At 64.1% G+C, this 23,461-nt stretch carries 21 protein-coding genes; 8 read left to right on the top strand and 13 right to left on the bottom strand.

Annotation, left to right across the window (positions count from 1 at the left end):
• Positions 1 to 371: 371 nt before the first annotated feature.
• Positions 372 to 1,169 carry an IclR family transcriptional regulator domain-containing protein gene (locus ABIA70_RS11820; RefSeq protein WP_354147747.1) on the bottom strand — a complete coding sequence of 266 codons (798 nt, stop codon included), beginning with the start codon at positions 1,167 to 1,169 and terminating at the stop codon, positions 372 to 374.
• A gap of 136 nt (positions 1,170 to 1,305) precedes the next feature.
• Positions 1,306 to 2,139 carry a shikimate dehydrogenase family protein gene (locus ABIA70_RS11815; RefSeq protein WP_354147746.1) on the bottom strand — a complete coding sequence of 278 codons (834 nt, stop codon included), beginning with the start codon at positions 2,137 to 2,139 and terminating at the stop codon, positions 1,306 to 1,308.
• A 160-nt stretch (positions 2,140 to 2,299) separates the two neighbouring features.
• On the opposite strand from ABIA70_RS11815, the gene ABIA70_RS11810 reads away from it, so the two are divergent.
• Positions 2,300 to 3,628: an MFS transporter gene (locus tag ABIA70_RS11810; RefSeq protein WP_354147745.1), complete on the top strand. Its 1,329-nt coding sequence runs from the start codon at positions 2,300 to 2,302 to the stop codon at positions 3,626 to 3,628.
• A gap of 238 nt (positions 3,629 to 3,866) precedes the next feature.
• Positions 3,867 to 5,015, top strand: a complete 1,149-nt coding sequence (locus ABIA70_RS11805) for an MFS transporter (protein ID WP_354147744.1) — start codon at positions 3,867 to 3,869, stop codon at positions 5,013 to 5,015.
• 14 nt (positions 5,016 to 5,029) lie between these two features.
• On the opposite strand, the gene ABIA70_RS11800 is transcribed toward ABIA70_RS11805, so the two are convergent.
• The 11 genes from ABIA70_RS11800 to ABIA70_RS11745 all read right to left on the bottom strand — a co-directional run bounded on the left by ABIA70_RS11800 (position 5,030) and on the right by ABIA70_RS11745 (position 14,822).
• Positions 5,030 to 5,308 (bottom strand): Gfo/Idh/MocA family protein, encoded by a 279-nt coding sequence (locus tag ABIA70_RS11800; protein ID WP_354147743.1) that lies wholly within the window; start codon positions 5,306 to 5,308, stop codon positions 5,030 to 5,032.
• Between the two features lie 365 nt (positions 5,309 to 5,673).
• Positions 5,674 to 7,155, bottom strand: coding sequence for an MGDG synthase family glycosyltransferase (locus ABIA70_RS11795; protein ID WP_354147742.1), 1,482 nt, complete (start codon positions 7,153 to 7,155; stop codon positions 5,674 to 5,676).
• A 301-nt stretch (positions 7,156 to 7,456) separates the two neighbouring features.
• On the bottom strand, positions 7,457 to 7,645 hold the full coding sequence (locus tag ABIA70_RS11790) for a hypothetical protein (protein ID WP_354147741.1): 189 nt from the start codon (positions 7,643 to 7,645) through the stop codon (positions 7,457 to 7,459).
• Between the two features lie 250 nt (positions 7,646 to 7,895).
• A complete protein-coding gene (locus ABIA70_RS11780) occupies positions 7,896 to 8,837 on the bottom strand; it encodes a glycoside hydrolase family 43 protein (protein ID WP_354147739.1) in 942 nt (313 codons plus the stop codon).
• Between the two features lie 314 nt (positions 8,838 to 9,151).
• On the bottom strand, positions 9,152 to 9,463 hold the full coding sequence (locus ABIA70_RS11775) for an HAD hydrolase-like protein (RefSeq protein ID WP_354147738.1): 312 nt from the start codon (positions 9,461 to 9,463) through the stop codon (positions 9,152 to 9,154).
• Between the two features lie 104 nt (positions 9,464 to 9,567).
• Positions 9,568 to 9,834 (bottom strand): hypothetical protein, encoded by a 267-nt coding sequence (locus tag ABIA70_RS11770; protein ID WP_354147737.1) that lies wholly within the window; start codon positions 9,832 to 9,834, stop codon positions 9,568 to 9,570.
• A complete protein-coding gene (locus ABIA70_RS11765) occupies positions 9,831 to 10,523 on the bottom strand; it encodes a bifunctional 4-hydroxy-2-oxoglutarate aldolase/2-dehydro-3-deoxy-phosphogluconate aldolase (RefSeq protein WP_354147736.1) in 693 nt (230 codons plus the stop codon). The genes ABIA70_RS11770 and ABIA70_RS11765 overlap by 4 nt, the downstream gene beginning before the upstream one ends.
• Before the next feature lie 52 nt (positions 10,524 to 10,575).
• The gene (locus ABIA70_RS11760) at positions 10,576 to 11,535 is read right to left on the bottom strand and encodes a sugar kinase (protein WP_354147735.1); all 960 of its coding nucleotides are present in this window, start codon (positions 11,533 to 11,535) and stop codon (positions 10,576 to 10,578) included.
• Positions 11,532 to 12,440 carry a carbohydrate ABC transporter permease gene (locus ABIA70_RS11755; RefSeq protein ID WP_354147734.1) on the bottom strand — a complete coding sequence of 303 codons (909 nt, stop codon included), beginning with the start codon at positions 12,438 to 12,440 and terminating at the stop codon, positions 11,532 to 11,534. Before ABIA70_RS11755 ends, ABIA70_RS11760 begins: the two co-directional genes overlap by 4 nt.
• Positions 12,441 to 12,442: 2 nt before the next feature.
• Positions 12,443 to 13,459 carry a carbohydrate ABC transporter permease gene (locus ABIA70_RS11750; protein WP_354147733.1) on the bottom strand — a complete coding sequence of 339 codons (1,017 nt, stop codon included), beginning with the start codon at positions 13,457 to 13,459 and terminating at the stop codon, positions 12,443 to 12,445.
• A gap of 73 nt (positions 13,460 to 13,532) precedes the next feature.
• Positions 13,533 to 14,822: an ABC transporter substrate-binding protein gene (locus tag ABIA70_RS11745; protein ID WP_354147732.1), complete on the bottom strand. Its 1,290-nt coding sequence runs from the start codon at positions 14,820 to 14,822 to the stop codon at positions 13,533 to 13,535.
• A 272-nt stretch (positions 14,823 to 15,094) separates the two neighbouring features.
• Between ABIA70_RS11745 and ABIA70_RS11740 the strand changes: the two genes are divergently transcribed.
• From ABIA70_RS11740 to ABIA70_RS11715, 6 genes are read left to right on the top strand one after another with little or no spacing between them, the layout of a single operon-like run.
• On the top strand, positions 15,095 to 16,114 hold the full coding sequence (locus tag ABIA70_RS11740) for a LacI family DNA-binding transcriptional regulator (RefSeq protein ID WP_354147731.1): 1,020 nt from the start codon (positions 15,095 to 15,097) through the stop codon (positions 16,112 to 16,114).
• A gap of 12 nt (positions 16,115 to 16,126) precedes the next feature.
• Positions 16,127 to 17,137 carry a Gfo/Idh/MocA family protein gene (locus ABIA70_RS11735; RefSeq protein ID WP_354147730.1) on the top strand — a complete coding sequence of 337 codons (1,011 nt, stop codon included), beginning with the start codon at positions 16,127 to 16,129 and terminating at the stop codon, positions 17,135 to 17,137.
• A 17-nt stretch (positions 17,138 to 17,154) separates the two neighbouring features.
• Entirely contained in the window at positions 17,155 to 18,789 is a 1,635-nt protein-coding gene (locus tag ABIA70_RS11730; RefSeq protein ID WP_354147729.1) for an acyl CoA:acetate/3-ketoacid CoA transferase, read from the top strand.
• A gap of 35 nt (positions 18,790 to 18,824) precedes the next feature.
• Positions 18,825 to 21,092 carry a gluconate 2-dehydrogenase subunit 3 family protein gene (locus tag ABIA70_RS11725; protein WP_354147728.1) on the top strand — a complete coding sequence of 756 codons (2,268 nt, stop codon included), beginning with the start codon at positions 18,825 to 18,827 and terminating at the stop codon, positions 21,090 to 21,092.
• Positions 21,089 to 21,901 carry an enoyl-CoA hydratase/isomerase family protein gene (locus ABIA70_RS11720; RefSeq protein ID WP_354147727.1) on the top strand — a complete coding sequence of 271 codons (813 nt, stop codon included), beginning with the start codon at positions 21,089 to 21,091 and terminating at the stop codon, positions 21,899 to 21,901. The genes ABIA70_RS11725 and ABIA70_RS11720 overlap by 4 nt, the downstream gene beginning before the upstream one ends.
• Before the next feature lie 36 nt (positions 21,902 to 21,937).
• A complete protein-coding gene (locus ABIA70_RS11715; protein WP_354147726.1) occupies positions 21,938 to 23,455 on the top strand; it encodes an aldehyde dehydrogenase family protein in 1,518 nt (505 codons plus the stop codon).
• The last annotated feature ends 6 nt before the right edge of the window (positions 23,456 to 23,461 follow it).

The following is a 23,461-nucleotide window of genomic DNA, read 5'->3' as shown; positions in this document are numbered from 1 at the left end:
ATTCGGCCCGTTCCAGGGCTCATCCCACGAACGCCGACCACCTCGTGCTGCTCCTGGTCCCACCCTGCCTTAGCGACCGCCGGGACAACGGTCTTGTCCCTGGGTCCCTTCGCTGCGAACGTTTGGCCTCCGGTGAGGGAGTGATGATCTCGACGAGACCTCGGGCGCGTGCGTTCAGGCGCTGAGCAAACAGCCGTTAACTGGTGGCCGGCACTCTGGCACAGGATGGCCCGTCCGCGGACTTCCTACCTCCCATCACGCCCAACTTCGTGATGAAAGTCAGACGAGTACTGCTCCGGTTCTCCCATCCCCAGCGTCATGCACGATCAGCTCGGGCCAACCTCTGGTGCATCGCCCCGGCGGCAGGGGGCCTAGTGTCGGCCTGCGACCCTGGGCGCTTCCATGCTTAGTCCGCCGTAGTCGGCGCCGATCTGCCGTGCGGTTTCCTGAAGAAGTGGGACGACTGTCTTTTCGATGGCTTCGGCGGGCGCCCGGTGTGTCTGGAGGGACACATTGACTGCCGCGACGACGTCATGGCCTCGCCATACCGGGACAGCCACGCCGCGCAGGCCCTCCTCCAATTCCTGTGAAACCATCGCCCAGCCTTTGGCCCGGGCCGTGTCGATCTCCGACCGGAGCTGGGCGACGCTCCCGATGGACCGCTCGGTGAAACGCTGCAGGTGCACGGAGTCAAAGTAGGCCAACAATTCCTGTTCCGAGAGCGCAGCCAACAGGACGCGGCCCATCGAGGTTGCCCACGCCGGGAACCTCGTGCCAACGCTGATGGAGACACTGAGCAGCCGCGGTGACGGCACGCAGGCGACGTAGACGACGTCGGTGCCGTCGAGGATGCACAGCGACGTCGTTTCGTTCAGCCCGGAGGCCAGGGACTTAAGGTGGGGTTCGGCAACCTTCGGGAGGGTCAGGTTGGTCAGGTAGGACTGCCCGATGGACAAGGCTCTGGGCGTCAATTCGAAATGCGCACCATCGGCCCGCAGATACCCCAGATCCGTGAGGGTCAGCAGGAAGCGGCGCGCAGAGGCACGGGTCATATCCGCCTTGGAGGCGACCTGGGTGACTGTCAGGCGGGGATTCTCGGCGGTGAAGGCGAGGAGAACGTCAAAGGTCTTTTCGACCGACTTCACAAAGTACGCCGGCTGTTCGTCCATGGGTTCCCTGACCTTACCTCTCTACGTTTGCCGTGGTCCGGCAGGTACTGAGGGCTGCAGGCTTGTTCCGATCATATAAGGCCTGGAATGGTGCGCCGTCCGTGGCGGGGCCTGTGTACCGGCACGGCCGGCGAAGTCAGCTCTGGGCCTGCAGGAGCGTAACCCTGCTCTTCAGTAATGTCTCCGCCCTCGGTGTCAGGTTCAGGAGCGGAATCATGGCGGCGGCCTGGGCCCGCAGATGGTCCCAGCCATCCGCGCACTTCAGACCCTGCTCCCTGGCAGCGGTGATACTCGCGGTGACGTGGCCCGCATAGACATAGTCGTACATGAACGCGTCGTCGGCGAGCCGTCCTCCGCCCCAGACCGGCCCGTCGTCGGGCCTCTTTCCAATCGGGGTGGCGTTCACGATCAGGGAAGCGTGAAGCGCCTGGCGCTGGGCTTCGGGCCACAGTGCGGATTCGGCAGCAAACCCCAGTCCCTTGGCCAGAACCAGGAGTTGGCCGGCCGTCTCCGCGTCCCGGTCGGAGATGGTAACCCTGTCGGCCTGCCCCTGCAGCGCGACAAGGGCCGCCCTGGCGGCGCCCCCGGCGCCGAGCATTACGATGTGCCGCTGGTGGCGGCCCACCAGTTCGCCGACGGCCGTGATGTCAGTGTTGTACGCCGTCAGCGTGCCCCCGGTACGGATGAGCATGTTGGAGGCGCCGCTCAGGCGGACCTGCTCCGACGTGGTGTCCGCAGAGCCGGCGGCCCACTGCTTGTGCGGCATCGTCACATTGGCGGCCACGACGTCCGGCTCCAAAAGCCGGTCACGAACGCCGGCCATCGGAAAACCTTTGGGGACATCCCATGCCTCGTACCGCCAGCTCGTGCCGAGCTGTTCCAGCACCGGGTTCCACAGCCCTGGTGACATGGCCCCCGAGGCTGCGGACCCAATGAGGAAAAGTCTGGTGCCGTCTACGTTCTCATCCATGGTTGTGCCTTCCTAAAGAAGCGGTGGCGTAATGAGAGCTTGTGAGCCGTCTCACGCTGAGCTATGCTCTTACATAGTCGCATACCGCACAGCTGTACGGTATGCGCACAGAATGGATTCCCCCCCCCACCCCGTCTTTCAGTGCGGAAGGACCAGCACCATGACCAATCTCGCAACGAGCTCACTCGGAGCCGATGAGGAGCGCCGGCTCAAGAGGGCCAAGAAGGCGGCCCTTGCCGCATTCCTGGGCGGCGCCCTGGAGTACTACGACTTCTTCATCTACGCCACCGCAGCGTCGCTGATCTTCTCCAAGATCTTCTTTCCCGCAGGGGACCCGACCGTGGCGCTATTGGCTTCCTTCGCCACCTTCGGCGTCGCCTACGTGGCAAGGCCGTTTGGTGCGGTGCTGTTCGGCCACCTGGGCGACAAAATGGGCCGCAAGACCACACTTGTCCTGACCCTGGTCCTGATGGGTGCGGCCACCTTCCTCATCGGTGTCCTCCCGGACTTCAACACCGCCGGCTACTTCGCCCCAGCCCTGCTGGTGCTGCTGCGCCTCATGCAGGGCCTCTCCGCGGGCGCCGAAACGGCCGGCGCATCGGCGCTCACCATGGAAGAAGCACCCGCCGGACGACGCGGCTTCTTCGCCAGTTTCGCCATGAGCGGCATCTCCTTCGGCATCGTGCTGGCCTCGCTGGCCTTCCTTCCGGTGGCCGCCATGAACGAGGCGGACCGGCTTGCCTGGGGCTGGCGCATCCCGTTCTGGCTCTCGATCCTGGTTCTCGTGGTCGCGTTTATGGTCCGACGTTCACTGGAGGAACCCGAGGTCTTCGAGGAAAAGCACGACAAAGGCGAGACAGTGAAACTGCCCTTCGCCCAGATGTTCAGGACCCACCCGGCCCAGTTCTTCCAGGTCGCCCTTATGTCCTTCCAGGTCGTGACCAACACGTTCATGCAGTCCTTCGGGCTGGCGTACGCCGTCTCCGTCGGAGTCAACGCGTCAACGATGCTCTGGGTCAGCATCCTCGGTAACGTCATCGCCATCGTCAGCCAGCCGCTCTTCGCCCGCCTCTCGGACAAGTTCGGCCGCCGAACGGTCTTCATCACCGGCGTCCTTGGTTCGGGGCTGATGATCTTCGTGTACTTCTCCGTCATCTCCACCGGAAACATCCCGATGATCTTCCTGGCCAGCACCCTGATCACGGCCGGCACCTATGCAGCCTCCAACTCCGTCTATCCCGCCTGGTTCTCGGAACTGTTCAACGTTAAGGTCCGATACTCCGGCATGGCCATCGGTCTGCAGGTCGGCATCCTCTGTGCCGGTTTCACTCCGCTGCTGGGCACCGCCCTCGTCGGAGCAGACAAGACCAACTGGGGGCCTGCTGCGTGGATCGTCGCAGCATCCTCACTGCTCGCCGTCGCAGGGGCCGCCTGGGCCCGCGAAACCAGCAAGACCCCGCTGCGCGAACTCGGCAACAACGTCAACTAACAGCCAGCCCCACCAATAGCCGCGAAGGCGGGGGAACCACGCAAACCCGGTTCCCCCGCCCTTGTCATGCAGCCGGGATGTTGCCCGCCGGCAGGGCCAGCGCCTCCCAAGCGAATATCGAGGTGGCATCATCGAAACAACGGGCACCGCACGACGGCTAGCAAGGGCCGGGAACAAGCGGACGGCAAGGCGGCCGCTGACTGCCGGCCGATGGATGGTCTTCCTGGGCATCCTTCTCATGGCTCTAAGCGCCAGGCTGGCCGTGGCAGGAGTTTCACCCATCATCTCCCTGATAGCCCCGGACCTGCCGTTCGATGCAGTTTCGATTGGCATACTCGGGATGCTCCCAACGGCGGGGTTCGCGCTGATGGGATTCATCACCCCACAATTTCTACGGCACCTACGACTCGAACCCTTGCTGCTGATAGCCATCCTGCTGGCCGTTGCCGGACAGTTGGGCAGGGCCCTGGGCACGAACGTCACGGTCTTCCTGCTGCTCTCCCTGCTGACCATGATCGGGCTGGGCATGGGCAACATAGTCCTGCCGCCCTTGGTCAAAAAGTACTTCCCCGACAGGGTCGGGTTGCTCACCGCCCTGTACGTCACACTGTTTGCAATCAGCACGGCTGTAGCCCCGCAGCTGGCAGTCCCCATCGCCGAGGAATCGGGCTGGCGGGTGGCGGTTGGAATCTGGTCAATCGTCGGCGCAGCAGCCGCGCTGCCCTGGATCATCGTGATTGTACGTAACGGGATTAAACGACGCGCCATGACGCGCCCCAACCGAAATTCACGGCCCATCCCCGGACCCCGAATACGTCCATGGCGATCACCCGTAGGTTGGGGCCTGGCCCTCATCTTCGCCGGATGTTCCAGCAACACGTTCGCTATTTTCACCTGGCTTCCTGCCGTTCTTATCGACCGCGGCTTTACTCCGGGGCAAGCAGGCTCAATGCTCGCCCTCTATGCCATCATCGGATTGCCCACCAGCCTCCTCGTACCCCTGCTCCTAGCGAGGATGCGGCGGCCGTTCCCCATTGGCGTGTCCTTCACCCTCATGTTCGCCATCGGTTACGCGGGACTCCTCCTGGCACCCGAAACAAGCTCGCCTTTTTGGGTCGTCCTTTTCGGCCTTGGCCAAGGCACCTACTCCTACGCCCTCCTGATGACCAACAAACGCACCCGAACAACAGCCGGCTCCGGTGCCCTCTCCGGATTCGCCCAAGGAGTGGGCTACTCCCTGGCTGGCCTGGGACCTTTGCTGTTCGGACTCCTGCACGACCTCAGCGGCGGCTGGATAGCATCGTTCGCCCTCCTCTGCGCCTGTCTGCTGGCCCTCACCGCCGGGCTGCTAATGATCAACCAGCCGCGCATGCTCGAAGACGACTGACCTGGTGTCATCCGTTAGTTGGTCCCGGCAAACACCGGAACGCTGCCCGTCCGCTGGGCAGGAAGGGCACGACGGCGGCTGATCGGAACCTGATTGCCGAGTCCAGGGGCGAAGGTCGCGGAGGCTGTGAGCGTGGCCAGTCCGCCAGAGGCGAACTCCAGGTTGGCCACGCAGGTGTCTTCCGTTTCCATGTGGTCCCCGTGCTTGAGGGTGGCGATCCGTGCGCTGACGCTCAGGCAGTCGCCCATGAACCACTGGAGGAGGTCCGGGTAGTGGATGCCCTGGTTGACCATCACGCCGGACTAGCGGCACGGCGAACCTCGGCGATCATGGCTCATCCCGCGTTCGGCCCCCTCCACGGTCTCGCCGCTGCAGGGCCTGCGTGAGGCGCTCCCGTGGGTGCGGATCACGACCGCCATACGTCGGAACGAACGTGCCGCGGCCGCGGTGGCGGCAGCAGCGGAGACGGTGATCGTCGTCGTCGGCTTGGACCAGCACGACGACCAAGCACCGGCTTCTGGACCACAGGTTCGACCACACGGGCGGCAGTACGGACGTGGTCGTAACGAACACCGGCGACCGCCAGGGCTCCTCTTGCGGCGCCGTGAGGGAACGAACGACGAGGGAGGCGTCCTGGACGGCGGCCCACCTGAGGTCGTTAGGGGCCGTGTCCCGCCGGTCCTGTGGGAAGGATGCGAGGGGGTGGCGAGGGCCCCTCGACGTGGACGGGCAGCTCGTCGTCCCCCCGAAGAATGGCGCGGAGCAGCCGCCGCTCCTCCCACCTGGGCGACATGAGCGCGTGACCGCGCCGCAGCACCAGACCCCCGTTCGGGGTCGCGTACCGCTTCTGCAGATCTCCCAGCTCCTCGGCTCGCAGCAGCGCGACCGTACTACCCGCAGCCGAGTCGACCACGCGGACCAGCGACGAGGGTCCCGTCAGATCGGTCGCAACGACGCGCCGCTCGCTCTCGGCGAGGATTGTCTTCTGCGCTCCGCGTGTCACGACCAGGGGACGGGACGGCCCGTCAAGCAGCCCGGTCAGCACGTCCGCCGCAGCGTCAGGGCGGCCCGTGCTCCGCGCCGCCGCCTGCATCCGCTGCAGGCGACCCGGCTCCCGGAGCACCTCGTCGATCTTCCAGCCGATCGTCGCGGGAGTGTTGCAGCGGACCGCCGCCCCCTGCTCCATCAGATAATCGCCGTTGCGATCCTCCTGCCCCGGGATGGGGTTCACAAGGACCATGGGCAGCCCTACAGCCATGCACTCCGACGCCGACAGCCCGCCCGGCTTGCCCACAAACAGGTCGGCGCGGCGCAGCAACTGCGGCATCTCCGCCGTGAAGCCGAGCACGCGGTAGCGGTCGCCAGCGGGCGCCACCAGCTGCTCGATACGCTGCCGCAGCGCATTGTTGCGTCCGCACACGACCGTGGCCGTGAAGGACGAGCGCATGTGCAGCGTCTGCCGCACGACCGAGACGGCATAGTCGCCGCCAGTCGCGCCCGCCGAGATCAGCAGCATCGGGGGCTCGTTTGCATCGCGCGCAGGCGCCACGTTCAGCTGGGTGGCGATCGGGATCCCCGTGGCCGCAACGCGGTCGGGGGGCAAACCCAGCGCCATCAGTTCCACCCTCCCCTCCTCCCTGGCCAGGAAGAGCGCGTGGAACGCCCCAGTAAGCCATAGGCCCTGGAAGTCGTAGTCCGTCGTGACGACGGCGGTCCTCGCGTCAATCACGCCGCGAAGGAGCAGCGCCGCCAGCAGTTGGGCTGGCAGGAAGTGGGTGCACACGATCGCCGTCGGCCGGAATCGCCTGATCGCACCGATCACCGGAAGAGCGTTTACCCGTGTCCAGGGGTCTACAGCGACCCTGCGCCGGAACGGACGGTCGTTGATGTCGTAGCCCCACTCGACCAGCCAGGGCAAGTCCTCGACCAGGACGAAGTAACCCTTGTCAAGCAGTGTGCGGTAGAGCACGCTGCTCACCTGCAGCACGTCCAGTACCTGCACCTCATCAATGTCGGCGCGCGCGGCGCACGCCTGCTGCACCGCCGCCGCGGCGCTGTTGTGCCCCGCTCCTACCCCTGCTGACAGGATAAGTAGGCGCTCTCTCCCAGCGACGGGGCCTCGTGCCGACGTTCTGCGCATGACGAGAGTCTAAGGCCGTATCACCGCCGCCTGGCCCAACTTGCACTCGATCAGTATGGGACTGGTTCTCCTATTGACGGCCCGGCAATGCTGGGCCGCTCTCAGGCTTCCGGGAAGCGAACGCCGGGTCAGGATCGTTTTGTCTGCCGCGGCGAGTTCTGGGGCAGACAAACACCTTGACTTTGGCAAAACGGCATGCGGGCATCCGGCGCTGCAGCAGCACCGGACGCTGCTTTGGCGGACGCGCGCGGGACCCGGCGCGCCAGCTAAGCATCACTAACTTGGCCACAGACTTGCATGGCTACCGTTTTACGAGGTGCGCGGCAGTCATCCCTGCGCTGTCCTCCAACGGGATGTCGACGGCGGCAACGCCCACGAACGACCTGGCCAGCCGGGCCAACGCCGAAGCCAGCACGCCGATATTCAGGACATGGAACCCGAACCGGTCAACGACCCGTGCCGCATCCTCAATCTCGAGGTACGCGGTCACGCATCCTCAAGCGCGTCAAAAGCTCAGCATCGTGGCTCATCACAAAATCCAGTCCCTCGCCGATCTCACGACTTCGCCGGTGACGCTGCAGCACAAGCTCCTCCCCCTGTAGCAGCAACGCCGACTTCGAGGTGTGCTCCTCGGCCGCGAGCTGTTCCAGACGACGATCCAGATCCTCGGGGACACGCAAGTTCCCGCTCAGGCTCCAACGCCCGAGCGCTCGACTCGTCAGCGAACAACCCGCAATACATCATAGGATCCGGACCCGGGCCCCCTTGATCTCCACTTCGGTGAGCTTGACACGCTCGTCAGGGGTGTTGTTGGGCCAGTGGAAGACCAAGTAGTCGTCTCCGCTGGAGGTGCGGAGGATCATGCCATGGCCACCGTTGCTGGACCACAGGGGCCGGCCGTGCTGAATCCAGGGCCCCGTGATGCTTCCATTTTCCGATTCGGCGATGCCCATCGCGTAACCTGCCTCCCCGTGGCTCGACCACAGCATCAGCAGCGACCCCTCGGGCGATCGGATGAGAAAGGGACCATCGGTGAACAACGGGTCCATGGCCAGGTTCAGGCCCGCCGGTGGTTCAACACCGTCCGGGAACCGCAGCGGCCTGCTCCAGGCTGCCGATGAAGCTGCGAACAACAGGATTGGCTCACCGGCGCCAGCTTTTAGGTCCGGTGTCAGGCGGAGCGCGTACATCTCGCCGTCAGAGATCCCTGGTTTGTCAGGTGTACCCTCCGCGCCGCGGCTGTAGACCAGCCAGCGGACAGAGTCCTCATCAACAAAAAGCGTCCCGTCGAGGCACGGCTCCGACACCGGTGTCACAGGCCCATCGCTCCACGGCTCGTAAGGCCCTGTGGGGTGGTCCGCGACCAGGATCGCGACTCCACGGGGGCGTGCGCCAGTCGAAGTGGGGAAGGTGGCGAGCATGAAGAACCGTCCGTCAAGAGAATGGACCTCCGGCGCCCAGTACTGGGTGTCCGCCCAGAAGTCCGGCCGGGGACGGAACGCGGCGATGGGGCCCTTCCAGTGCTCAAGATCATCGCTGACGTAGCAGTCGAACCCAGTCGCCGGCCCTCCCCAGACGTTCTCGTCCGTAGTCCCGAAAAGCACGAACTCACCCGGAAAAGGCTCCAGGATAAACGGATCACGCATCCGGATTTCCTCAAGGCGGAGCTGTTCAACGGGCATCGGCGTTCCTCTGATCGGCGTGGCGGCTCAGCGCATCCCGGTACCTTGCCCGCTCGTGCGCCGATACCAGTCTTGCCGTTGTGGGCAACCGTATGGAGAATCACTTTCGCCCAATGGAAATCATTAAATCCGTCACGTAAACGGACACGGGGTCCCAGCCAGCGCTGGTGCTTCGTAAAAGCATCGACTTCCTTCAACAGCGGCAGCATTGGAGGCACTACGGCTCATGAATACCCGCGCATGCCAGTTAGAACCGGCTTCGCGCGCCTGTGGTTTTGCGCGTTCGCTTGTCACGACATCGCACCGATGCAGCATCAGGCTCCGGTGATGTGGCGGATGGTTGCCGGGCCGTTAGTCTTGTGGACCGTTTGCGTGTTAGTCCAGTTGGCCAGCAGTTGCAGCACGTCGTGGGACGTCACTGAGTTGACGGTCGTAGGGGGAACGGCCCGCTTCGACCCGGAGGAGAGCGACGACCTGCCGGAGTGGGCGTCGTCGGTTGTCCAGTTCAGTCCGTCGTTCAGTGCCAGCTCCTGCTGGGCTGCCATCCAGAACGGTTCTGTGTCGACCAGTGTGCCGTCCAAGTCCCAGAGAACCGCTTGCAGGTCGTCGCGGTTGCTTGATTTCATGCCGAAAATGTCCTGAATCTTTGCGCGGAAGGGTCCGGTATGAGTGCCAGGCGCCGGAACGCGGTCTAATTGCTCACACGACCTTGATGCCCGTCTTCTGGCAGTCAGTGCGCCCTGGTGTAGTTATTCAGTGCGTAGTCGAGGACGGTCGAGAAGTCGTCTGCTTCTACGGCGTCGACGTACCAGGCGTGGGGTAACGGGTCGCATCGGAACGTGTCGGGACGGCTCAGGTAGGGCGTCCAGATGGTCGCCACGGGCTGGCCGTAGTTGTCCACGGCAACCCACTCCCCCGGGCTTGTTCTGCGGGCTTGTCCAAGATGGGCTGTAGCGAGGCTGGTGAATGGGTCCCGGTCAGGGTGGAATGCGGTCATTTCTCTGACTCCGTCCTTGTTGAGCTGGCGATAAGGTCCTGCGGGGCGGCTTGTACCGCTGTGGTTGTGCCTTGGATGGATGCAAGGAGTTGGCGGACTGCAGCGGCCCCTTCGTCGGAGGCGAAGTCTGAACTCAGGCCGAGGACGCTGGCGCCTGCGTTCAGATATGTGTTGGCCGTGGCTGCCTTCATGCCGCCTGTGGCGATGAAATGGACGTCCGGGAAGGGGCCTTTCATAGCTTTGATCCAGTCCGGTCCCAGGACGGAAGCGGGGAACGCTTTCAGCCAGGACAGTCCGAAGGCCTTGGCGCGTAGAATTTCGCTGGCCGTGGCAACGCCGGGCAGGTGTGGAATCCCGCGCCGGATGCTTTCCTGGATGATGCCTTCGTCCAATCCGGGGGAAACGGTGAACGAGGCGTTCGCCGAGGAGGCAGCATCCAGCTGCTCGATCCTGATGATGGTTCCAGCGCCGACGGCGACGCCGCGTTCGGCCGCCTCGCTGGCGACCGCGGTCAGTGCCGGGACGGCAGCGGAGTTCTCGATGGTCACTTCGACGTGCTGCACACCTGCGTCCCAGGCCCGGGTGGCTGCCCTGACGGCGTCGGCCGGGTTGAGCCCGCGGAGTACGGCGATAACCGGGACCCGAAAGAAATCGTCGTCGAACCAGTTGTCGGGCGGTGTGTGTGACAAGGTGTTCTCTTTCCGCGTTTGATGCTGTTGGGCGTCTTTTGGAAGTTCTGGTTTAGCTGACGGGCATGTGGGTGCTGTTTGTCCCGAAGGTGCGGGGTTTTACTCCGTGGCCGGGCCGGTAGTCAGCGCGTGTGCCCAGGGTCCAGGCGGCGAATGAATGCCCGAGGGCGAGGCGGTCTTCCGGATTGTCTCCGCGGAGGAGGCCTGCGAGGTAGCCGGCAGCGAACGCATCGCCTGCTCCAACGGGTTCGACGACGTCGACGCGGTGGGCAGGGAGCCGGACAGTGATCTGGTCTTTTCCTTCCCGCTGGAATTCGACGGCTTCGGTCGCCGCGTCTTTGACGATCAGGTGACGTGGGTCCGGCAGCAGAGCGGCTACTTCCTCTGCAGTGCGACAGCCCCACAGCATTTCGGCCTCATCAAGGCCGACGAGGACGACGGTCGCTTTGCTGGCCAGGTGCAGCAGCCGGGGTCCTGCGATATCGGCGCCCCAGAGGGCGGCACGGTAGTTGACGTCGAAGGAGACCCTGTAACCCGCGGAACGGGCCTGGTCCAAAAGAAGCTCTGTGAGAGCAGAGCAGCTTGCGGACAGGGCGGCGTTGATGCCGCTGGTGTGAATCCATCCCGTTTGATCCAAGGGCCATGCGTGTGCATCGTCCGGTTCCATGTGCGAGGCTGCGGAGCCCGCGCGGTAGTACAGGGTCCGTGCCCCGTACCCCAAGTCCGGGTCTTTGAAGTAGACCCCTGTCGGTGCGGTGGGGTCGCGGGTGACCATGCTGAGGTCTACGCCGCGGGAGCTCAGTCCGTCCATGATGCGGTCACCGAAGGGGTCCTGGCCGAGCCGGCTGGCCCATCCCGTCCGGTATCCGAACTCGGCCAGATGGGCGGCGACGTTGGATTCGGCTCCCCCGAAGCCCAGCAGGCATTCTGTTGCGGTGCTGAGGGGCTGGGCTCCGGCGGGGGTGACGACGGCCATGGTCTCACCCACGCAAATAACGTCGAGTGGGGTCATTTGACAGCTCCGGCGGTGAGGCCGCTGACGAAGAAGCGGCCGAGGACGAGGTAGAGCACAACTGTTGGCAGGGCGACCAGGACGGCGCCTGCCATCAGCTCGGAGTAGTCCACGGTGGTTGTGCCGATGAGGTTGTTAAGTGTGACTGTGGCTGGCCAGGCTGCGGGGGAAGCGAGAATGAAGCCGAAGAGGAAGTCGTTCCAGATGTTGGTGCACTGGAAGATTCCGGCGACCACGAAACCCGGTACCGACAGCGGGAGCATCACGCGGAGGTAGGTCTTCCAGATCCCGGCGCCGTCGATGGCTGCCGCTTCGACGATTGCGGAGGGGATTCCTTCGTAGTAGTTGCGGAAAATCAGGGTCGTGATCGGTATCCCGTAGATGACGTGGACCACGATGAGGCCAAAAATGCTGCCCTGAAGGTTCAGCATGTTCAGGAACTGGAAAACGGGGATGATGACGGCTTGGAAAGGGATGAACATGCCCACGAGCAGCACCGTGAACAGTGCGGTGGATCCCTTGAAGGGGAACTTGGACAGAACGTAGCCGTTGATTGATCCCAAGAGGCAGGAGATCAGGGCCGCGGGAACGGTGATCTGCAATGAGTTCAGCAATGACCCGTGGAGCTTCGTCCACGCGCCCTTGAAGGCATCCAGGCTTGGTGCGTCGGGGAAGGCCAGGAAGAAGTTGGGGGCCCCGGTGCTTCCCGACAGGGCCGTGGTGATAATGACGTACACGGGGACGAGCATGCCAATGGTCGCGATCGTGCATACTGACAGGACAATCCATTCGCCCACTGTCTTGGGTTTTTTCCACGTGCGGGGCTTGCGGGCCAGCGGTGCTAGACGCTGCTGCGCGGAGCCAGCGGGTCGGGGCGAGGTCGGGGTGAGGGTTTCGGCGGTCATTTTTATGCCTTTCGCTCTTTCCGGTATCCGCGTACGAGGTAAGGGACGATTACCACGAGCGTCAGTAGGAGCAGGATGATCGCCATTGCCGAGGCCTTGTCGTAACGGCTGGTGAGGTAGTTGTAGATGTAGATGCCGGGGACGTCGGTGACGAATCCCGGGCCGGAGCCTGACATGGCGACCACGAGGTCGAAGATTTTCAGGGCAACGTGCAGCAGGAGTACAAAGCAGGTGATGGTCGATGGCCACAGCTGCGGCAGCACGATGTGGCGAAGCCGCTGCCAGGTGTTTGCACCGTCGACGCTGGCTGCCTCCAGGTGCTCCTCGGGGATCGAGGCAAGTCCGGCCAGATACATGGCCATGGCGAAACCAACGAGCTGCCAGGCGGCGGCGAAGATGATGGGCAACAGTGCCACGGGGACGCCGAACTGGATTTTCAGGAAGTCTGTGCCCGAGGGGTCGTTGAGGGCACCAAGGATTGTTGTGTCGGTCGTCCAGCCGGGAGGGTTGTCGATTCCCATGCTCCGTAGGATTTCGTTGACGCCGGTGGAAGGTGAGAAGATCCAGCGCCACGCCACACCGGTGACGATGAAAGACAGAGCGTAAGGCAGGAGGAAAACCGTCCGGAACAGGCTCTTGCCCATGGTCACGTGGTGGATGAAAAGTGCCGCGACGAGTCCGCCGATGATGGACAGGATCAAGAAGATGATCGTAAAGATCACGACGTTTCGAATGTCGGCCTGAAAACGCTGCTCCTGAACAATTTCGCCATAAGTCCCGCCGAGCGGCTGCCGCAGTGTCAGGTCAGGGCTGGTGCCGATCTTCCAGTTCGATAGGGAGATGTAAACGGTGATGCCAATGAAGACGTAGACGAAAAGGAAGCTGACCAGCAGGCTGGGCGCGAAGATCCATGCGGCCCGGCGGGAGGTTTTGACGTTGTGGGGTACTTGCTTCTTCGACCGTGGACGGGGGCTGTCCGGGGGAACCGGTGCCGGTGGGAGTGCTGTTGAAGTTGTCATAAGAAACTGATCCTGTCCGGTGTGTGGCTGCGTGTGCAGCCACACACCGTTGCGGCTTGGTTGACTTGACCCGTTAGAGCTGGGTCTTCTGTGCCTGGGTCATGCTGGCGGTGAAGGCGGCGACGTTGCCGCTGCCGTTGAAGGTGGAAACGGCGTCAGCGTAGGTCTGGGCGAATTCTCCTGTGGTGACCTGTCCGTGGGCGAGGGAGGATACGACGGCCGCTTTGGCGAAGCTGGCGGATGCTTCCTTCTGGTAATCGGACAGGCTGGAGATGTCAGCCGTGGTCACGGCGGGAATGGATCCCTTCTTCGCAGCGAACTCTGTCTGGACCTTCGGGTCCATGAGAGTCTTCAGCCAGGCGTTGGCCGCGTCAGCGTGCGGAATGTTCTTGGCCGGGATGGAGAAGCCGTCACCGACGTAGCTGAAGATGTCTTCCTTGCCCGGGAATGTCACCCAGGCGAAGTCGGTTCCTGGCGTCTTCTTGGCGTTCACGAGTTCACCGTAGGCCCAGTCGCCCATGAGGCTGACAGCGCAGGTACCGTCGGCCATCTTCTTCACGGCCTCATCCCAGGTGATCGCTGAATGGTCCTTGTTGGAGAGGGAGAGGATCGTTTTGTAGTCCTCCAGTGCCTGCTTTACCTCGGGGGCGTCAAAGGAGTACCCGTTGGTGAACAGCTTTTTCCAGTTGTCCGCGCCAACCCTGGACATGATGATCGATTCCAGCAGTTCGGCAGAGGCGAAGATGTCCTTGTCTCCGAGGCAGACAGGGGTAGTTCCCGTCGCTTCAACCTTCTTGAGGCCGGCGATCAGGTCATCCACGCTGCCGGCAGGATCAATAGTGACTCCGGCCTTGGACAGGACGGCCGGGTTGGTCCACAGGACGTTTCCTCGGTGCACGCCGATCGGGACGGTGTAGTACTTGCCGTCGACCTGCTGGGCCTCTGCCACATCCTGGGGCAGCTGGGAAGCCCAGTTATTGTCCTTCCACAGCTGGGTCAGATCTGCCACCTGGCCGCCGTCGACGTAGGTCTTCAGCTGCCCGGCCGGGTGAAGCTGCCAGGCGTCCGGCGGGCTGCCGGCCTGCAAACGAGCGGCCAGTGCCTGCCGTGCGTTGGCGCCGCCGCCGCCGGAGACTGCCGCGTTGTCCACGGAGAGCCCGGTCGAGGTCTTTTTGACGCCATCGATGAGGACATTGAGAGCTTCGGCCTCGGAGCCGGAAGTCCACCAGGACGTGATCTCCAGCTTGTTGGTGCCCCCTTGGGTGCTTCCGGAAGGCTGGTTCGCCGAACATCCAGTCACGGCGATGAGGCTTAGGGCCGCCGATACGGCCAGTGAGGTCTTGAGCTTGTTTGATGCACGCATGGACTAACTCTCCTTTGGGTTGTCAGATGCCGGGATAGGGCCGGCTGGAGTCTGCGTTGTGGTTCAGATTACATAAGTAAGTAGATCGATGCAATAGTTTTATTAGAGATTGCGGGAGCTGGAGCATATTTCGCGCATTTCTAGGCCGGGGCAGGGTCGGAAAGCCCTAGATTGCGGCATCTATAACAAATAATGATCCGGTAGAGCGGTCTACCGGAGTTGTTCGAAACGTGCTAGAAATATGAGGTAAGCCCGAAAGGAGGCCGAGAAAAGTGACCAAAGTTACCTTGAACGATGTGAGTCGCGCTGCTGGAGTATCGCGATCTACTGCATCGCTGGTTCTCCGTGGGAGCGCCCGTATTCCTGAGTCCACATCAGAACGCGTGCGGCTGGCCATGGCCGAGTTGGGCTATGTCTACAACCGCCACGCCGCAAACATGAGGCGCAGCGAATCCATGACTCTCGGGCTGATCGTCACCGACATCCGAAACCCGTACTTCGCGGGGCTGACGATGAGCATCGAGGAGGCAGCCCACGACGCTGGATACACCTTGTTCGTCGGTTACAGCCGGGATGACGTGGAGCGGCAGTATCTGCAGCTGGAGACCATGGTTCAACAGCAGGTGGACGGCATCTTCCTGCTTCCAGCAACTGGTTCTGAACTGAACCCCATCTGCGGGATCGTCGATCGGTCCTCCGTTCCTGTCCTGCAGTTGGCCCGCTATTTCTCCGACGAGCTTGACTACGTGGGGCCTGACAATATTGCCGCCGGCACACAGCTCGCCCGGCATGTGGCGTCGCTGGGGGCAAGCTCAGCTGTGCTGATCGGCGGACCGGACCAGTCCTCGGCCAGGACCGAGCGGATCAAGGGCCTTGAGGCCGGCTTCGCCGGGCGCGCCGTGACCTTTGACGTCTCCCGGTCGGCCACAACCACGAACAATGCCGCCGGCGGATCCGAAGGCATCGCCCGCGTCCTGGATCAGGGCGACTGGCCGGACTGCATCATCGCCTACAGCGACGCGGTGGCGCTGGGAATTTACGCTGAGCTTCGCCGGCGCAACCTCGAACCGGGCCGGGATGTTTCCGTGGCCAGCTTCGACGATATCTCCCTGGCGGAACTGCTGCTTCCTCCGCTCACGTCAGTTTCCACATACCCGGAAATCATTGGCAAGAAAGCGTCGGAAATGCTGCTGAGCCGTATCCGCGACCCATCGCCGCAGCCTCAACGCTCTCTCATCGAACCTGCCCTGAAGGTCCGCGCATCCACCGCCCAATGGCGACCCAGAAGCTAGGAGTCAACAAACATGCCAGCACTTAGATGGGGCCTGATCGGCGCCAGCGACATCGCAGCAACCCGCGTCATTGACGCCATCCGCAGCAGCGGAGGCACCGTCACCGGAGTCTTCAGCGGATCCTCTGACCGGGCCCGGGACTTCGCCAAAGTCCACGGATTGCCCAACGCGACAACGGACCTTGACGAGCTCCTGGGATGGGAAATCGACGCCGTCTACATCTCCTCCACCAATGACAAGCATTTTGACCAGGCTTGCCGCGCCCTCAAGGCCGGGAAGCACGTCCTGTGCGAAAAGCCCTTAGCCCTGGACGCCGGCGAGGCCGCCTCCATGGTCAAGCTTGCGGACCAGCAGGGCCTCATCCTCGCCGCCAACCATCACCTCCCCGGCAGCCCCCTGCACACCAAAGTCCGCGAACTCGTCAACGCAGGGGCCATCGGCGCCGTACTTTCCGCGAAGGTCGCACACGCGGTTCTCCTTCCGGAACGGCTGCGCGGTTGGCGGCTGGGGCAGGGAACGCCCGGAAGCGGCGTGATCCTGGACATCACCTGTCACGACGCATCAGTCCTGAACCCGCTGCTCGGAGAACCCGTCGCGGTCAGCGCAGTCGCTGTCCAGCAGGCCGATTGGAACACCGGAGGGCAGGAGGACGCGGCCATGACCGTCATCCGTTACGAAAGGCAGGGCCACCCCCCGGTACTGGCCCAGACCCACGATTCGTTCACCGTTGGATTCGCGCAGACATCCCTGGAAGTCCACGGCACCGAAGGGACGATCCACGTCGTCGACGCGATGACCCAGGACACGGAGGGCCAAGTGGTCCTCACAAACGGAGCAGGCAGCCGGACCGTGGACGTCGACTGCTCCCAGGATCTCTACGTCATCGCCCTGAAGGCCTTCACCGCCGCCGTCAACGGGACCGGAGCCCCCACGGCCACCGGCAAGGACGGTCTGATGGCCCTCAAAGTCGCCCTCGCGGCTCAGGAATCCGCACTCTCCGGACGCACCGTCCACCTCATCTAACAGCCAGAAAGAACGCCATGCAGAAGGTACAGATCCTCACGGCCCGCGAGGCAGCGGACCTCATCAACGACGATGACGTGATCACCGTCAGCTCCTCCAGCGCCCTCGGGTGCCCGGACAGTGTCCTGGCCGGCATCGGTCAGCGTTACGAAGAAACCTCACACCCGGTAAACCTGACCTCCGTCCACCCGATCGCCGCCGGCGACATGTACGGTGTCAAGGGCATCGACCACATCGCCCGTCCCGGGCTGCTGCGCAAAGTCATCGCCGGCTCCTACCCCTCCGGTCCGTCCAGCGCCGAGCCGCCCTTGGTCTGGCAGATGATCGAACGCGAGGAAGTGGAGGCCTACAACTTTCCGTCCGGCGTTATCTACCAGATGCACCGCACCGCTGCAGCAAAGCAGCCCGGCGTCTTCACCCAGGTCGGGCTGGACACCTTTATCGACCCCCGGCTCCAGGGCGGCCGCATGAACAACACCACCCCGGCCGCCCACGTCGAGACCGCCACCCTGGCCGGTAAGGAATGGCTGTTCTTCCCATCCGTGATCCCCAACGTTGCCATCATCAGGGCCACCACGGCCGATGAATACGGCAACTTGACGTTCGAGGACGAAGGATCCCCGCTTGGGGCTCTGGACCTGGCCTACGCCGCGCACAATAACGGCGGCGTCGTCATCGCCCAGGTCAAGCGCCTGGCCGAAGCTGGCAGCCTGCACCCACAGCACGTGAAGGTCCCCGGTATCCTCGTTGACGCCGTCGTCATCGCAGAAGACCAGCTCCAGACCACCCTGACTCTCAACGATCCAGCAATCTCCGGGCAGCTTCGCCGGCCTCTGGGTTCCCTTCCCCACGTCGGATTTTCCTTGGAGAAGATTACCGCCCGCCGTGCCGCCCAGGAACTTAAAGCAGGTGAAATCGTCAACCTTGGCTTCGGAGTTTCAGCCCTCGTTCCGCACGTCCTCGTTGAAGAAAACCAGGGCAGGGAAGTCAGCTGGGTCATCGAGCAGGGCGCTGTCGGCGGTATTCCCCTGCTGGACTTCGCGTTCGGATGCGCCCAGAACCCCGATGCGATTATGCCCAGCATCGATCAGTTCACGCTGCTGCAAGGCGGTGGGTTCAACCGCTCGCTGCTGTCGTTCCTGGAAATCGACCGGCATGGCAACGTCAACGTCCACCACCTGCCCAAGAAGCGCCACGTCACCGCCGGCGTCGGCGGATTCGCCGACATCACCTCCTCGGCCCCGGAGATCATCTTTATGGGCGCCTTCACGGCCGGACGCCGAGACATTGGTGCGGGCGACGATGGCCTGGACATCCGCTCCGACGGGCCCTTTACCAAACTCGTCAACGACGTTTCAGCCGTCACGTTCTCCGGACCCCGGGCCCTGGCCAGCGGCCAAAAGGTCAAATACATCACCGAACGCGCCGTGATGGAGCTGACCGCGGAGGGTCTCGTAGTCAGCGAAATCGCCCCCGGCATCGACCTGCAAAAGGACGTCCTGGACCGCTGCGAGTTCCCGCTGATCGTTTCAGAGGACCTCCGCATCATGGATCTGACCCTGTTCGCAGAGGCCCCTTTCGGTCTCCGCCTTCCAACGCTGCCCCTGCACGAACGGGTAGAGCAGCGCACCGCATCCCTGGCCGCGCACTGACGCGCAGTCGAAACGCACTGAAAGGAATCCCTGCCATGAGAAGCCTCCGCATCCTGACGCCCTACGAAACCGAACTCGCCGACGCCCTCTTTGAGGCGATGTTCCCCTCGGACGGTGAGAGCCCCGACGTCCACGAAGCGGGCGTCACCGAGTACCTGGACCTGACGCTGGAAGGCTACGGGCGCAAGGACCTCCCCCGCTATCAATGGCTGTTCGGCGCACTGGACCGCTACGCCGGTGAAAAACACGGCAGGAACTTCGCAGCGCTCACCATTGACGAACGCACCGATGTGCTCGCCTTGCTTGAACAGGGCGAACTGACCGACCAACTTCCCGTAAAGGAACAGCGGGATCTTTTCGGGCTGGTCATCGCCCACTTGCAGGAGGGGCTCTTTGCTGACCCGGCCCACGGCGGGAACAAGGACGCCGTCGGCTGGAAGTTCCTTAAGCACCCCGGCGTCTGGCTGGAAAACTCAGCAGAGGAAAACCTCAGCACCGACCACGTCACCAAGGGCGGGGTCATCAAGACCCTTGCTGATGCGATGCAGGAAATCCCCCGCGACGCCGAGGGTCACCGGCTCAAGCAGCTCGGCTACGAGAATGCCGTCAACCCACAGATGACCGAAGAAGTGGACGTACTGCTCGTCGGGGTGGGCGCCATGGGCGGACTCAGCGCCCAGGTCTTCGCCGACGCGGGCCTGAGCGTCGTTGGACTCGAAGCCGGCCCCTTCCGTCCGCTCGATGAGTTCCTCCCGGACGAACTTGAGCACGCCTACTACACCCGCGGCGGGCTGGGCCCGAAATTCCAGCAGGAGACCCCGCGCTGGCGCGAAACACCTGAGGAGGAAGACAGCCGCGAGGCGACCTTCTCCCTGGGCCGCATGGTCAACGGAGTCGGTGGCTCCGCCGGGCACTACGGGTCCTGGCTGCGCCGCTTCCACCCGTGGCAGTTCGCGCCCAAGAGCCACTACGACGGCCTGTACGGACCCAACGCCCTGCCCGAGGACTGCACCCTGGCCGACTGGCCCGTCAGCTACGAGGACCTGGAACCGTTCTACACCAAGCTCGAGCACCTGATCGGCATCGCCGGCGACGAATCCAACCCGTTCGTCAAGCGCAGCAAGCCCCTCCCGCTGCCGCCTACGCGGCCGTTCATCCTCGGCAACAAGTTCACCGAGACCACCAAGGCGGCCGGGCTTCACCCGCATCCTGTACCCGTCGGGTTCACCACAGAGTCCTACGGTGGCCGGCCGGCGACCGGGTACAGCGCCTGGAACAACGGTCTCGGATCCTTCCGCGGCGACCGCTGGCACCCAGGCCTGGGCCCGGTACCGGCCGCCATGGCAACCGGGAACTTTGAACTGCGCACGCACTCCCGCGTCACCCGGATCATCATGGACGACACGGGTGCTGCGCGCGGCGTCGAATGGGTCGATCCGCTGGGCCGGGTCCGGCGCCAGTATGCGCGGGCCGTTATCCTGTCCGCTTACACTTACGAGAACCTGCGCCTGTTGTACCTGTCCGCCGACTCCAAGCACGAGGACGGCCTTGGCAACAACACCGGCCAGCTCGGCCTGCATTACATGACCAAGATGTTTGGCCATGTGGACGCGATGTTCCCCGGCACCGAATTCAACCGCCACACCGGCCCGGCAGCCCAGGGCGTTGTCCTGGACGACTTCCTTTCCCCGGAGTTCCGCTCCCTGGACCACGGCTTCATTGGCGGGGCCACCCTCGGCGCCGAACAGCAGGCGCTCCCGCTGCAGATCGCCCGCGAAACCCTGCCTGCGGATGTCCGCCGCTGGGGCGCCGGTTACCGTGACCACCTGAAGCTCTGGTCCCAGCAGGGCGTCATCCGCATCCAACCCGATGCGCTGCCGTATGCGTCGCACCGGCTGGAAATCGACCCGCGGCACCGGGACTCCTCGGGTCTGGGCATGCCGTTGGTCCGCGTGACCTATCGGCTGCGCGAGAACGAACGCCGCTTGGCTTCATGGATGGCGGACAAGGCGACAGGTCTCCTGAAGGACATGGGAGCCACCAAGACCTGGCAGGGACCCTACTTCACCGGCGTCGGCTCCAGTCACGACCTTGGCGGTGCCCGTTTCGGCCACGATCCCTCGGCCACGGTCCTCGATGAGCACCTCGCCGTCCACGACACCCGCAACCTGTACATGTATTCGGGCGCCGCGTTCCCCAGCTGCCCCGGGATCAACCCCACCCTGACCATCTGGGCGATCGTCATGCGCGCCGCCGAACATCTTGCCGGCGAACTCGGCGGCCAGCGAAAGGACCAGCAGTGAGCACCGAAGCCTCGCCCGTCACGGATCAGGCCACCGAACAGGTCAGCGTTGAGTACTCGGCCGACGGCCACACCGCGACCATCCTCGTCGACCGTGCAGCGAAACTGAACGCCCTGACACTGACCATGCTGGACGACCTCGCCGCAGCCGCCCGGGATGTTGCCGCCTCCACTGCACGTCTCGTCATTGTCAGGACAGCCGGGGACAAAGTCTTCTGCGTCGGCGCAGATATCAACCACTTCGCCGGCCTCGGTGCAGCCGGCATGTGGCGGGACTGGATCGCGACAGGCCACCGGGCCTTCGACGCCATCGCCGGTCTGCGCCAGCCCAGCATCGCCGTCATCGACGGGCTCGCCTTCGGCGGTGGACTGGAACTCGCCCTCGCCTGCGACTTCCGCGTCATCGCCAACGAAGCCCGCATCGCCCTCCCGGAAACGGGACTGGGCACGGTCCCGGGATGGGGCGGCACGGAGCGGGCCACCGAACTCATTGGCAGGGCCCGCGCCAAGGAGCTCGTGCTCACCCGCCGTCAGCTCACGGGCGAGGAAGCTGTGGCCTGGGGGCTTGCCACCGCAGCCGCCCCGAAAGCGTATCTGGACGCGACCGTCGGGCGGCTCAGCACCGACATCCTCGCCGGCGCTCCCCTGGCCGTTCAGTTGGGCAAGCAGCTGATCGACGCCGCGGCTGACGGCGCACCATCGCGCGTCCTCGAAGCCCTCGCCGGCGGGCTGGCCGCCGCAACGGCTGACCTTACCGAAGGCGTCGCAGCCTTCAGGGAAAAGCGCACCCCGCACTTCACCGACAGCTAGCCAGCATCGCAGACCAACACGCAAGAAGGACACGACATGGAAACCAAGAACTACACCCTCGACGATGTAGAGCCCACATACCGGCCCATGATCATCGACGGCGAAGACACACAGGCCTTGAGCGGTGCCACCTTCACACGGCTGAGCCCAGCCCACGAAGTGGAAGTCAGCTCATTCCCGCAAGGCGCGCAGGGCGACGTCGACCGCGCCGTCACCGCAGCCCGGAAGGCACTGGACCGGGGCTGGCGCCAGTCCAGCGGCTCCGAACGGTCCAAGCTATTGCTGAAGGTCGCCGACCTTGTCCGGCGCGACGCCGAAGCCCTGGCGCTTGCCGAAACCCTGGAGACCGGCAAACCCATCACCCAGTCCCGCAATGAGGTCGCCGGCACTGCAGAGCTGTGGGAATATGCGGCCAGCCTTGCCCGCAACACCCAGGGCGACGCGCACAACGCCCTGGGCCGGGACACGCTGGCCATGGTGGTCCACGAACCCATCGGTGTCGTAGGGATGATCACGCCGTGGAACTTCCCCTTGCTGATCATCAGCCAGAAACTCCCGTTCGCTTTGGCCGCCGGCAACACCGCCGTGGTCAAGCCCAGCGAAAGCACATCAGCGACGACGGTGATGCTGGGACAGCTGATCCGGGAAGCAGGCTTCCCGGCCGGCGTCGTCAACATCGTCACCGGCGACCGGGTCGTCGGCTCCGCCATCGCCGAGCACCCCGGAATCGACATGATCAGCTTCACCGGGTCCACCGGTGTGGGCAAGGGCATCGCCTCCGCCGCGGGCCGGGACCTGAAGAAGGTCGAACTCGAACTCGGCGGGAAAAACCCGCAGATCATTACGCCCAACGCCGACTTCACGGCTGCCGTTGACGCAGGCGTGTTCGGCGGGTATTTCAACGTCGGGCAGTGCTGCAACTCCGGCAGCCGGCTCATCGTTCACCGCTCCATCGCCGACGAATTCGCCGCGGCCGTCGTCGAGCGTGCCAAGCACATGCGCGTGGGCGACCCCCTGAAGTCCGACACCCTCGTCGGTTCCCTCGTCAACGACGCCCAGCTAGCCGTCGTCGAACGGTACGTCGCCGAAGGCCGCGACGCCGGCGCGCACCTGCTCACCGGCGGTGACCGCCTCGACACCGGCCTCAACGGCCGCTTCTACCAGCCCACCGTCTTCACTGACGTTACCGCCCAGATGTCCATCGCCACCGATGAGATCTTCGGCCCCGTCCTTTCCGTCCTGCCCTACGACACCCTGGAGGAAGCCATCACCATCGCCAACTCCACCTCGTTTGGCCTCTCCGCTGGAATCTGGAGCAACGACATCAACGAAGCCCTGACCGCCGCCCGCGACCTGCGCGCCGGAACCGTTTGGGTCAACCGCTGGATGGACGGCTACCCCGAAGTACCGTTCGGCGGCTACGGACACAGCGGCATCGGCCGCGAACTCGGCCGCCAGGCCCTGGCCGAATTCAGCGAACTCAAAACCATCCAGCTCCAGGTCGGCGTCCGCGAAACCCGATGGGTTGACGCACCCGACGCCGCCCGACTCTAAGACAAC

Origin of the sequence: Arthrobacter sp. 754 (assembly GCF_040548695.1) — a bacterium.
GTDB lineage: Bacteria > Actinomycetota > Actinomycetes > Actinomycetales > Micrococcaceae > Arthrobacter.
Note: the sequence above shows the minus strand (reverse complement) of the source record. Positions and strands in the feature narration are given on the sequence as shown.